This is a genomic window from Nocardia carnea, assembly GCF_029868855.1.
Classification (GTDB): Bacteria; Actinomycetota; Actinomycetes; order Mycobacteriales; family Mycobacteriaceae; genus Nocardia; species Nocardia carnea_A.
Genome location: NZ_JARWOV010000165.1, coordinates 1 through 10,775 on the forward strand (window position 1 = coordinate 1; position 10,775 = coordinate 10,775).

Consider the following 10,775-nt stretch of genomic DNA (forward strand, 5'->3'; position numbering starts at 1 on the left):
CCTGGCGGCATGCGGTGCTGGTGGCGATCGAACAGGCCGATGAACCGCGGATGCTCACGGCACTCACGGCGGTGGCGCCGCCGGACGCGGGGCGCGGGCGCCACCAACTCATCAGGCGCAGGGGCCTGGGCGCCCTGGCCCCGCCCCCATTTGTCGCTGCGGGCGCCGCGCCCCGCCGCGCGCCCGGCCACCGCCGTGAGTGCCGTGAGCATCCGCGGTTCATCGGCCTGTTCGATCGCCACCAGCACCGCATGCCGCCAGGACAGCGCAGCGAGATCGGCCTCCACCGCGGCACGTTCCACCGCGACCACCTCGGGGACCGTACGCACTCCCGCAAGCACGTCGGCAATCGCGGCCAACCCGAGACCCACTGCCCGCAATTGCCGCACCAGCACCAACCGGTCGAGCGCATCCGGTGTGAACATTCGATGCCCACCGCTCGTGCGATGCGCCGCCAGAATCCCCTCGTCGCAATAGAAACGGATGGTCCGCACCGGGACGCCGGTGCGCCGGGATGCTTCCCCGATACCCACCATATTCGACGTGATGTAGGTCACAACCACTGGAACCTCCACCCGACTGGAATTCCTACGCTACCGGAAACGTCCCAGCACAGGAGGCCCGCCGATGAACATCACCGACACCACCGAAGAACTCGCTTGGAGCGCCGTTGCCGCCGAACGCGCCGACCTCGCCGACCTTTTGCAGGAACTCACCGAAGCCCAGTGGGACCACCCGTCCTTGTGCGAAGGCTGGCGGATCCGCGATGTGGTCGCCCACATCCTGCTCACCTCCCAGGCGAAGCTCCCCTGGTTGCTGTGGCAGACCGCGCTCGCGCGCGGCAGTATCGCCCGGATGAATTCCGGCACCGCGATCCGCTACGCCGGCCGCAGATCACCCGAAGACCTGATCACCGAACTCCGCGCGATCACCGGACTCCGCCACCAACCGATTGCCACCAACGCCGTGGATCGGCTGATGGACCTACTGGTGCACGGCCACGACATCGCGGCCCCCTTGGGAATCCACCGCGATATGCCGACCGATGCCGCACGCTGGTCCGCCGACCGGGTCTGGCAGATGGGCTGGCCATTCCATGCCCGCCGCACACTCGCCGGCCACCGTTTGACCGCGACCGACACGAACTGGTCCGTAGGCACGGGCACACCGGTGCGGGCCCCGATCGCCGACCTGCTGCTACTGGTCACCGGCCGGAAATCCGTAACCGGCCTGCGCCCGTAAACCACGTGCGCGAAGTGGAACAGCGCGTTTCGGCACGGCCCCCTTCGGCTACCGGACGCCATCGAGTTCTGGATCTCCCTCCACAGAAGGATGTTCGACCGACCCCAGGTTCCTAGACTGATCGAAATGTCGAGCTCCACGGATCCACTGCCGTACGTCTTCCCGAAATGGATCGATCGGATCGGCTTCCGGTACGTGAACCCGTGGATGCGACAACTGGCCCCCGCACTGCCGGGCTACGCCGTAGTGGTACATACCGGCCGGAAATCCGGCAAGCGGTACGAAACCCCGGTCTGCGTATTCCGGAAGGGCAACGTGATGGCGGTGGTCCTACTACACGGCGAAACCGACTGGGCGCGGAATGTGATCGCCGCGGGCCGAGCCGTTTTGCGCCACCGCCGGACCACCGCGTCACTGCGCGACCCCCGCATCATCCGCCCCCGCGAGGCGGCAACGGATGTGCCGCGCCTCGCCCGCCTGGGCAACCGGATCGCGGGAATCCTCGTGTTCCGGATCGACTGAACCATCGCCACAGCTGCCCTACGTCTACGCCCCGGCTCCGCGCAGGAACTGCCCGACCGCGGTCTCCACGAGTTCGTCGAGCATCCCGGGTTCGACGAATTCGCCGTTGATGAGCGAAGCAATACCCTGCAGGGTCGCGAACAGGACCAGTCCGAGCTGGTGGGTGTCTCCCGCCCGCAGCATCCCCTGTTCTTTCCCCTCGACGACCAGATCGTTCATCAGCGAGAACGGTTCTGCGGCCGCCGCGGCGATCCGCTCCGCACCCGGCCGGTGCTTACCGGCGTACATCAGCTCGAGGAGCGCAGCGTTACCGATCGCGAAGCGGATGTAGGCGGTCATCACGGCCACCAGGCGCGCGGGAAAGTCGTCGCCCGCCTCTGCCAACTCGCTACGTAGCGCCGTATCCAACTGGGCGAATCCGGTTTCGGCGAGCGCATCGAGTAACGCCTGACGGTCCGCGAAGTGCCTGCGCGGCGCGGCGTGGCTGACGCCGATCTCCCGGGCCAGATCGCGCAGTGACAGCTGGTCCGAGCCGCGCTCCCGCAGGCTGCGCTCGGCCGCGTGGAGCAACGCGGTCCGGAGGTTGCCGTGATGATAGGGCCGTTCGGCAGTCTGGTCGGGCATGGCGCCACGATAGCGAAACGCGGTTTCCGTCGACAACATTGTTTCCATCGCCTACTTTGTAGGCTATGACAACATTTGCCACTTCCAACGTCCCCGCCATGACAGGTCGCACGGTCGTCGTCACCGGCGCGAACAGCGGGATCGGCCGCGCCGCCGCCCGTGCCCTCGCCACCAAGGGTGCCCGAGTAGTTCTCGCCGTACGCAGCCCCGAGAAGGGCTACGAAGCCGCCGCGACGATGACCGGCAATGTCGAAGTCCGCCGGCTCGACCTGGCCGATATCGCCTCGATCCGCGCCTTCGCCGAAAACCTCACCGAACCCGTCGATATCCTGATCAACAACGCGGGCGTGATGATCCCACCCCTCACCCGAACCGCCGACGGCTTCGAATTGCAGTTCGGCACAAACCATCTGGGCCATTTCGCCCTGACCAACCTACTGCTCCCGCAGATCCGCGAACGAGTTGTCACAGTTTCCTCGAACGGCCACAAAACGGGCTCCATCGATTTCGACGACCTCAACTGGGAGCGCAAACCGTACCGGGCGATGCCCGCCTACTCCCAGTCCAAACTCGCGAACCTGCTGTTCACCGCCGAACTCCACCGAAAGCTCACCCGCGCCGGCTCCCCGATCCTCGCGACCGCCGCCCACCCCGGCATGGCAGCCACCAACCTTCTGAGCTCCGGCAGCCGACGACTGACGACCCGCCTCACCGAGAAGGCAGCAACACTGCTCGCCCAGAGCGACGAGGACGGCGCCCTACCCACGCTGTACGCGGCGGTGGCCGATATCCCGGGCGGCAGCTACGCGGGGCCGAGCGGTTTCATGGAAGGACGCGGCGCACCGAAGCTGGTGAGCCGCTCCGCCAAGGCACGAGATACCGCACTGGCGCAGCGCCTCTGGGACGTCTCCGAATCGCTTACCGGAGTTGCCTTTCCACAACACGCTCTTCGAGCACCCTGAGCATGCCTCACTATCCATCGAAGCGGCTGGTGAGCACGCCGGCTCGTCCGCCTGCGCTGCCACCGCTCGAACCAGATAGTCGTCGCGATTCCACCATCCGGCCGCACCGGCGCGGAGGGCCTCCTGCAAAAACAATTGAACTCGGCTCCGCCCTTGTGATTGAGTTTCGGGCGAGTGATTCTCCGATACGGGCTGTATGCCCTTGGAAGAGGTGTTTTGTGACCCCGCCCGCGCCGAGCGCGCCCGACTGCATCGCGTAGTCGTCTCTCTCGCCGTGAGTTCACGGCTTCCTGCCGAGACGACGTCCCGGTGCCTGCGTTTCCTGTGGCATCCCCATGATCGTGGCGGTATGCGGCCCTGAAGTGGCCGAAACCTCCGCAGCTCTGCCCTGGATACCGAAGCCGCTCGGCCTGCCCGCAAGGTCACTTCATCTCCGGATCCCGGGTTGATCCGGCTTTTCCGCACTATCGGCGTATGTCCGCGGGCGGCGGCCGGCGCATTCCGGGGTCCCTGTTCAAGGGTTTCTACGTTGTCTTCTTCCTCATCCGGCACCAACGCGTCCAGCTCCGGCACCGGCGCGGTGACCGAAGCTCTATTCGCATTGCACGACGGCCTGACCAGGCAAGGGCCGGGCTCGGACGCTACGACACGGCGACTGCTCGCGGCCGCCGGGCCTTTTCCCGCGCGCCCGCGGATCCTGGATGCCGGCTGCGGCCCGGGAGCCGCCGCACTACTGCTGGCAGCCGAAGCCGGTGCGATCGTGACCGCGGTCGATCTCCATCAGCCGTATCTCGCGGAACTTACCGCCGAAGCCGCACGCCGAGGACTCAGCGGGCAGATCTCGGTGCTGAACCATTCGATGGACCGGCTGCCCTTCCCCGATCACAGCTTCGACGCGATCTGGGCCGAAGGCTCGGTCTACACCGTCGGCTTCGACACAGCGCTTCGGGCTTGGCGGCGGCTACTGGCACCCGGAGGTGTACTGGCGATCACCGAGATCGAATGGACCGGTACCGATCCCGGCGCCGAGGTCCGTGCCTATTGGGACGCGGCATGTCGGTTACGCACACATGCCGGCAACACCGATGCGGCACGGTCGGCCGGGTACCGAGTGGACGCGCACTGGCCGCTGCCGGAAACCGACTGGTGGCAGGAGTATTACACCCCGCTCACCGAGCGAATGCGCCGCATGGATGCGGACCGCCCGGGAATGCGCGAGGCACTCACCGCACTGCAAACAGAAATCACCATGCGCAACCAGCACGGCCGCGACTACCGATACGCCGCCTACATCCTGCGCCCCGATGACCACACCACCGCGACGACCGCGAACGGAACAACCATGAGCACCTGGATCACCCGGCCCGAAACCACCGGCGATATCCCGGCAATCCGCGAAGTCGAACTCACCGCCTTCCCCACTTCCGAGGAAGCCGACCTGGTCGACGCACTGCGCGCCGATCCCGATGCGTGGATCGACGGGCTGTCCATGATCACCACCACTGCTACCGGCGAGGTCGTCGGGCATGCACTGCTCACCCGCTGCCTCGTCGGCGGTGCAGCCGCCTTGGCGCTGGGCCCCTGCGCAGTCCGACCCGAATACCAGCGAACAGGTGCGGGTTCCGCAGCGATCCGCGCAGCCCTGGATTCGGCCAGAGCGATGGGCGAGAACCTGGTCGTCGTCCTGGGGCACGCCGAGTACTACCCCCGTTTCGGTTTCACCCCGGCGTCCCGCTTCGGGATCCACGCACCTTTCGATGCCCCGGATGAAGCCATGATGGCCTTGGCCCTGCACAGCGCCCGACCGGTCCCCAGCGGCGCCATCGCATACCCGGCAGCGTTCGGCGTCTGACAAGGCATGACGGAAAGGAATCAGGTCATGGATCTTCCCCGCATCTTCACCATCCGCGAGAGCAACCACCGCATCCACAACCCGTTCACCGTGACCAAGCTCGCCGCCTTGGGCGAATCACTCCACCTCACGCCCGGGACACGAGCACTCGACCTGGCCAGCGGCTCGGGTGAAATGTTGTGCACCTGGGCGCGAGACCACCGCATCACGGGCACCGGGGTAGACATCAGCACGGTCTTCACCGAACAAGCCCGGACCCGCGCCGCCGAGCTCGGTGTCGCCGACCTGGTCGAGTTCATCCACGGTGACGCCGCCGGACATATCCCCGACCAACCGGTCGATCTGGCCGCCTGTGTCGGCGCCACGTGGATCGGCAACGGTGTCGCCGGGACGGTCGAGCTCCTCGACCGGAGCCTCCGCCCCGGCGGTCTGATGCTGATCGGGGAGCCGTACTGGCGACGGACCCCCGCGGACGAGGAGACCGCCAGGGCCTGCCACGCCACCGCAATAGCCGACTACCTCGAACTCCCGGACCTGATCGGGCAATTCCAGGGGCTCGGGTACGACGTTGTGGAAATGATGCCGGCCGACCAGGACAGCTGGGACCGGTACACCGCAGCACAGTGGCTCACCATGCGCCGATGGCTCGACGAGAACCCGGACGACGAACTGGCCCCCGAGGTGCGGGAGAATCTCGACACCGGACCCGCGAGCTACACGCGTTACCTGCGTGAGCACCTCGGCTGGGGAGTCTTCGCCCTGATGAAGCGCTGACCCGGAACCCGCGTGGGGCCGGAATGCACGCCATCCGGCCTCACGCGGAACAGCCGGCCTACTGCCGCATTCCGCCTGTTCCCGGCGGAGGACCGGGGCCGGCGCGCACGTATGAAAGTCAGCGCCAGTCGTCGATCACGTACGTGTCGGCCCGGTTGTAACCGGGCTCGTTGGGACGGTGCATGGCCACCCCTTGTAACCCGGTGCGGTACCCGCGGTCGATCATGCGTCCGTAGGCGTCGGCACGAGCGAGATTCATCCCCGCGTCGACCCGTTCGAGGCCCCGGGTGACGGCGAGTTGCTCGCAGGCGTCGAGGAGACCCTCGAAGCGGTTCGCGGCATCACGGCCCGGTCGTACGGCCCCGAACTTGACGTAGCAGACACCGTCGCCCGCTTCGGAACCCGGACCGAGGTGGCAGACGGCAAGGCCGTCGAGCCCGGTATCGCCCTCGAGCAGAACAGTGTCGCCGATGCCCTGTGTGTCCACGGACCGGATCTCGCTTTCGAGGTCCAGCCCCTCGTACACACTGTCGGTCAGTGCCCGGCACGCCGCCAGGTACTCGGGGCGTTGCGCGGCGGCAACCGATGCGTACGTCTGCGGCGGCGTACCGCGCACGCCGGCCACGGGTTTACCCATCACGGCCGTCAGGAATCGGGGCCAGAAACCGTACCGGCGGTACAGCTCCAGATGCTTCGGGCTGTTCGGGAACGTGAAGAGGCCGGCGTGGCGGGTATTCCACGTCTCGAAGCAATCCATGATCGGCTCCATCAGCTGCCGGCCGATGCCCTGGTCCCACAGATCCGGCCGCACGGTCAGCGGTCCGAAATACCCGACGCTGCCCCAATGTGCGGCGAAGTTCGATCCCGCGAGCCGGCCGTCCATGTCAGCGGCGAACGCGGCGTCCGGATTTGCCGCCCAGCGGGTACGGACGAGATCAGCGGATCCGAAGGTCGTGCTCGGGTCGGGTACGCCGAGGGCGGTCCCGAACGCGATCCGGCAGATTTCGTCGGCACCGTCGAGATCCGCTCGAACCATGGGGCGTACCGATACGACTCCCGTTGACGAGCTCATGACTGCCTCCCGTCGCTGATGAACTGCCATCCCACCACGTCACAGAAGTCGTGGGCAGAATCGACGCGGCTTTCTTATCGGACTGTTCGACCACGCACCGGCCGCTTCGCCGGCCCGGCCGAGGAATCCCGCATGGAACCCGTCGGCGTATCCGGCCGGTAGATCTCGGCGATCCGGCACAATCTATTGCTGCCGGAGTGCCGTTCAGGATCGACTCGGCTGCCGAGTTCGGAATTTGCGCTGGTCGAGTGCCGTTTGTGGGGCGGGCGGGGCTCGAACCCGCGACCAATGGATTATGAGTCCACGGCTCTAACCGACTGAGCTACCGCCCCTCGTCGCGGCCAGGGGCCGCAGGTGTGGGATGGTACCCGGTTGGGTCGACGGGGGCCAATCAGGCCAGGGTGCGGTGCTCGGTGGGGTGCCGCGCGGGGTGGTTAGGGTGGGGATGTTGCCGACCGGAGGAGGGCGTGTGGCCGGGTTGTTCGTGCGGGCGTTGCAGGCGCATCAGTGGATCTACGAGAAGAGCGGCGGGCTGGTGGGTCATCGGTTGCTGTTCGGGAATCCGACGCTGCTGCTGCGGACCGTGGGGCGTAAGACCGGGTTGCCGCGAACCTCGGCGCTGACGTATGCGAAGGACGGAACGGACTATCTGGTGACCGCGTCGAACGGCGGGTCGCCGCGGCCGCCGGGGTGGCTGGCGAATGTGCGGGCGCGGCCGGAATGTGAGATTCGAGTGGGGCGGCGCGCGTTTCCGGTGGTGGCCCGGGCTACTCTGCCCGGCGATCCGGAGTACGCGCGCCGCTGGGGGCTGGTGGACGCGGTGAACAAGGGCCGGTACAGCGAGTACCAGAAGAAGACCCGGCGTCCGATTGCGGTGGTGGTGCTTTCGCCCGCGGTGGCGAATCAGTCGGAGTAGGTATCCGATCCGGCCCGCACCCGCGCTCTGCGCGAGACGAGTTCCTCCGGTGGCCGGCTGGCGAGATGGACTACGGAGGCAACGAGAATCAGGATTGCGAGTACTACCAATGCGGTAACCACGGCACGCACAGTAACGGTGGCCGGTGAACGCTGCACCCGGGAATGGTCTATGCCTGTTCATGAATTACGTTGATTTGGAAGTCAATTCGAAAGTAATCCGAAATTCTTCACAAAAATCACTTCACGGCCGCATAATTTGAGACACGCTCGGCGCCCAACGAACATTCTGTGGAAAAGTGGGTTTCCATCGTATATCAAATTGATATAATTCCCGGCGTGGCGCGCCGAGGCCGGATCGAAACCGCAAGAGCCGCAACCGGTTTCAACGGCATGCACGGTGAGCCGGATCGTATCCACAACCCTGTCGCGTCGAATATTACACGCAACTATCGGTAACAGCCATTTCTCGTCCGCGGAACCGCTGCAATCGCCATCGATTTCGTGTCAGCCGCCGCCGCCTCCTCCGCCCCCGCAACCGCCTCCGCCACCGCCGCCACCGCAGCCACTTCCCCCGCCGGACCCGCCGTCTCCCCCGCTCGACCCACCGTCGCCGGAACTCCAGCCACCCGAACCACTGTCGCCTGCGAAGTAGCTACCGCCCGCGTAATACCCACCCCGACGCGCCCGGCTTCCCCCGCGCCCGCCGGAACCGGCCTTGCTGATCGCGAGGACGATTCCCACGATCGCACCCACGCAGAGCAACCCCAGCATCAAGAAGAAGAAAAACCCCAGCACCAGTTCCATCACTCCACGGTACCGACGAACAGCATTGGCGCATCGACCCTTCCGGCCGGAGGGCTTGACAGCGAGCAGCGATACCGAACCCGGTCGCCGGGCCGGCACAGCCGGTACCGGTACCCGGGACAATCCGGATAATGACGGAGTGTTCACCTTCGCCCGCCCCCGGCGCCACCGCCACGGTATCGAGCCGGCTGCCGTGGAGCTCGCGGTCCGCGAACTCGAACTTCCGGAGGCCGTCTACAAGACCTGTCCGTGGGAACCACGGGACCTCGTCGCCACCGGTTTACGGCAATGGCTGCGCTGCTGCGGCCCGGCGCTGGCCGAGGGCCAAGTGATCGGGATGCCGTCCCGTGCGGTCGACGAGGCGTGGCACGGATTCATCCTGTGCACGCGTCGGTATGCCGAATTCTGCGAGCGCGCCTATGGACAGTTCCTGCACCACCATCCCGAGGGAGCGGAACCGGCCGGGTCCGAGCCGGCCGATACGGCCGGTCGACTGGGCCGGACAGTGGTGGCATGGTCACTGGTCGCCCGGCCCGGTGAGGAGTGCGTGCTGTGGGATCTGGACTCCCGGCTGGGGTTGCCGGACCCATGGGGCATTCCGGCACCGCGAGTCGCCCGGATCGAGGCGACGCTGCGGGAACGCGCCGGCAGGCATTAGATCCGGCTCCCGTTCCGCGATAACCGCCCGAAACGGGCAATCCGGAAACAGGGAGCGTATTCTTCTGCGGTATCTTCGGCGGGGTGAGTTACTCAGCCGCCACAGCGGTCACCACCGAACTTGCCCTGATGCCGGGTTTCCTGGACCCGGTCAATCTGCTCAATTCGTTCGGCACCTGGGTGTTGCTGGGCCTACTTCTCGTGGTGTTCATCGAATCGGGCCTGCTGTTTCCCCTGCTGCCCGGTGATTCACTGCTGTTCACGGCGGGCCTCATCGCCGCGTCCAAATCAGCCGAAATCGAACCTTTCGCACCTATCGGGGTGCTACTCGTTCTGATCCCGATCGCGGCGATAGCAGGCGATCAGGTCGGGTATCTGATCGGTTCACGCGGCGGAACGGCGTTGTTCAAGAGCAACGACGCGAAGATCTTCAAAAAGGCCTATATCGACGAATCGCATGCGTTCTTCGAGAAGCACGGGCCGATCACCATCGTGCTGGCCCGGTTCGTCCCCATCGTGCGCACGTATGCTCCGCTGGTCGCGGGTGCGGCGAAGATGAAGTACTCGGTATTCCTCACCTACAACGTGCTCGGTGGTGTGCTGTGGGGCGCGGGTGTGACGATGCTGGGTTATCTGCTGGGGCAGATCGAGTTCGTCCGCGACAACATCGACCTCATCTTCCTGCTGATCGTGGCGGTTTCGGTGCTGCCCATCGTGTGGGAGGTGTTCAAGCGGTACCGGTCGGGACGAGCGAAGGGTAACGCGCAGGAGAGCAGCGACGAACCGGTCGACCACTCCGCCGCCTGATCCACCGCACACCGCGGTGCTCAGCGCGAATGCGATTGCCGGTATCTCGATGGCCGCGAGCCGGAGGCGCGAGAGCGCCGCGCCACACGACGAATGCTGCCGGGGATGTCGCGACCGGGCCGTCTCCGAGGTTTGTACAGCGCCTCGCCTGCGGCCCGGCGTCGCATGCGACGTACATCTCCCGCAACCCGGCCACGCGACTTCCACCACCCGGTAAGTGCCGGCGCCCGGCTGCTCACGGTCGCCCTCGGCTCGACCGGGGCGGAGCTCGCGACCTGACGTCCCGCACCGTTCCCGGTGTCTCCCGGCGGCCTGTTCGACCCGCTCGGTCTCTTTCTCCGATAGGCGGCGCCCCGCGGCGGCGTTCTCGCCCGGCGGCGCGGCTACCTGCTCATACACAACGACGCAGCCCACCCGGCGAACCGTACGCCCAGGACTTCACACAACAACAAAGCGGGGGCCGCCCCCAACCAAACACCACCCGAGCCCAAAACCACCCCCCCCCGGGCGCGCGCGAACTAGTGGGCGCCCACGGGACCCT

12 protein-coding genes, 1 tRNA gene and 1 pseudogene are annotated in these 10,775 nt (G+C 66.4%); 9 read left to right on the top strand and 5 right to left on the bottom strand.

What is annotated here, in order from left to right:
• Window positions 1–557, bottom strand: a 557-nt coding sequence (locus tag QH195_RS14990) for a MerR family transcriptional regulator (RefSeq protein ID WP_280435813.1), incomplete at its 3' end; no start/stop codon positions are given.
• A 70-nt stretch (window positions 558–627) separates the two neighbouring features.
• Between QH195_RS14990 and QH195_RS14995 the strand changes: the two genes are divergently transcribed.
• Both QH195_RS14995 and QH195_RS15000 read left to right on the top strand, forming a co-directional pair.
• Complete coding sequence (locus tag QH195_RS14995) at window positions 628–1,242, top strand: maleylpyruvate isomerase family mycothiol-dependent enzyme (protein ID WP_280435814.1); 615 nt, start codon at window positions 628–630, stop codon at window positions 1,240–1,242.
• Between the two features lie 126 nt (window positions 1,243–1,368).
• Window positions 1,369–1,764 carry a nitroreductase family deazaflavin-dependent oxidoreductase gene (locus QH195_RS15000; RefSeq protein WP_280435815.1) on the top strand — a complete coding sequence of 132 codons (396 nt, stop codon included), beginning with the start codon at window positions 1,369–1,371 and terminating at the stop codon, window positions 1,762–1,764.
• A 24-nt stretch (window positions 1,765–1,788) separates the two neighbouring features.
• Here the strand turns inward: QH195_RS15000 and QH195_RS15005 are convergent, their stop codons facing one another.
• Window positions 1,789–2,388: a TetR/AcrR family transcriptional regulator gene (locus tag QH195_RS15005; RefSeq protein ID WP_280424314.1), complete on the bottom strand. Its 600-nt coding sequence runs from the start codon at window positions 2,386–2,388 to the stop codon at window positions 1,789–1,791.
• A gap of 65 nt (window positions 2,389–2,453) precedes the next feature.
• Here QH195_RS15005 and QH195_RS15010 point away from each other — a divergent pair, with 65 nt between their 5' ends.
• The 4 genes and pseudogenes from QH195_RS15010 to QH195_RS15025 all read left to right on the top strand — a co-directional run bounded on the left by QH195_RS15010 (window position 2,454) and on the right by QH195_RS15025 (window position 5,976).
• Window positions 2,454–3,350, top strand: coding sequence for an oxidoreductase (locus tag QH195_RS15010; RefSeq protein ID WP_280435816.1), 897 nt, complete (start codon window positions 2,454–2,456; stop codon window positions 3,348–3,350).
• 580 nt (window positions 3,351–3,930) lie between these two features.
• Window positions 3,931–4,341: pseudogene (locus QH195_RS15015) on the top strand (class I SAM-dependent methyltransferase); the annotation flags it as partial.
• A gap of 351 nt (window positions 4,342–4,692) precedes the next feature.
• Window positions 4,693–5,202 (top strand): GNAT family N-acetyltransferase, encoded by a 510-nt coding sequence (locus tag QH195_RS15020; protein WP_280435819.1) that lies wholly within the window; start codon window positions 4,693–4,695, stop codon window positions 5,200–5,202.
• Window positions 5,203–5,229: 27 nt separating this feature from the next.
• Window positions 5,230–5,976 carry an SAM-dependent methyltransferase gene (locus tag QH195_RS15025; protein ID WP_280435817.1) on the top strand — a complete coding sequence of 249 codons (747 nt, stop codon included), beginning with the start codon at window positions 5,230–5,232 and terminating at the stop codon, window positions 5,974–5,976.
• A 118-nt stretch (window positions 5,977–6,094) separates the two neighbouring features.
• On the opposite strand, the gene QH195_RS15030 is transcribed toward QH195_RS15025, so the two are convergent.
• Together QH195_RS15030 and QH195_RS15035 are read right to left on the bottom strand one after the other, a co-directional pair.
• A complete protein-coding gene (locus QH195_RS15030) occupies window positions 6,095–7,048 on the bottom strand; it encodes a GNAT family N-acetyltransferase (protein ID WP_280435818.1) in 954 nt (317 codons plus the stop codon).
• Between the two features lie 258 nt (window positions 7,049–7,306).
• Window positions 7,307–7,380, bottom strand: a tRNA-Ile gene (locus tag QH195_RS15035).
• 137 nt (window positions 7,381–7,517) lie between these two features.
• Between QH195_RS15035 and QH195_RS15040 the strand changes: the two genes are divergently transcribed.
• Entirely contained in the window at window positions 7,518–7,964 is a 447-nt protein-coding gene (locus QH195_RS15040; RefSeq protein ID WP_280424318.1) for a nitroreductase family deazaflavin-dependent oxidoreductase, read from the top strand.
• Here QH195_RS15040 and QH195_RS15045 read toward each other — a convergent pair.
• On the bottom strand, window positions 7,952–8,086 hold the full coding sequence (locus QH195_RS15045; protein ID WP_280424319.1) for a hypothetical protein: 135 nt from the start codon (window positions 8,084–8,086) through the stop codon (window positions 7,952–7,954). The two genes, QH195_RS15040 and QH195_RS15045, sit on opposite strands and share 13 nt — an antisense overlap.
• 862 nt (window positions 8,087–8,948) lie before the next feature.
• Here QH195_RS15045 and QH195_RS15050 point away from each other — a divergent pair.
• Window positions 8,949–9,428: a hypothetical protein gene (locus tag QH195_RS15050; RefSeq protein ID WP_280424335.1), complete on the top strand. Its 480-nt coding sequence runs from the start codon at window positions 8,949–8,951 to the stop codon at window positions 9,426–9,428.
• 128 nt (window positions 9,429–9,556) lie between these two features.
• Entirely contained in the window at window positions 9,557–10,234 is a 678-nt protein-coding gene (locus QH195_RS15055; protein WP_280424336.1) for a VTT domain-containing protein, read from the top strand.
• Window positions 10,235–10,775 lie beyond the last annotated feature (541 nt).

Bases quoted from the DNA above. Each gene is read 5' to 3' on its own strand.
- QH195_RS15000 (WP_280435815.1), top strand. From the start codon at position 1,369: ATGTCGAGCTCCACGGATCCACTGCCGTACGTCTTCCCGAAATGGATC.
- QH195_RS15030 (WP_280435818.1), bottom strand. From the start codon at position 7,048: ATGAGCTCGTCAACGGGAGTCGTATCGGTACGCCCCATGGTTCGAGCG.
- QH195_RS14995 (WP_280435814.1), top strand. From the start codon at position 628: ATGAACATCACCGACACCACCGAAGAACTCGCTTGGAGCGCCGTTGCC.
- QH195_RS15055 (WP_280424336.1), top strand. From the start codon at position 9,557: ATGCCGGGTTTCCTGGACCCGGTCAATCTGCTCAATTCGTTCGGCACC.
- QH195_RS15020 (WP_280435819.1), top strand. From the start codon at position 4,693: ATGAGCACCTGGATCACCCGGCCCGAAACCACCGGCGATATCCCGGCA.
- QH195_RS15005 (WP_280424314.1), bottom strand. From the start codon at position 2,388: ATGCCCGACCAGACTGCCGAACGGCCCTATCATCACGGCAACCTCCGG.
- QH195_RS15025 (WP_280435817.1), top strand. From the start codon at position 5,230: ATGGATCTTCCCCGCATCTTCACCATCCGCGAGAGCAACCACCGCATC.
- QH195_RS15010 (WP_280435816.1), top strand. From the start codon at position 2,454: ATGACAACATTTGCCACTTCCAACGTCCCCGCCATGACAGGTCGCACG.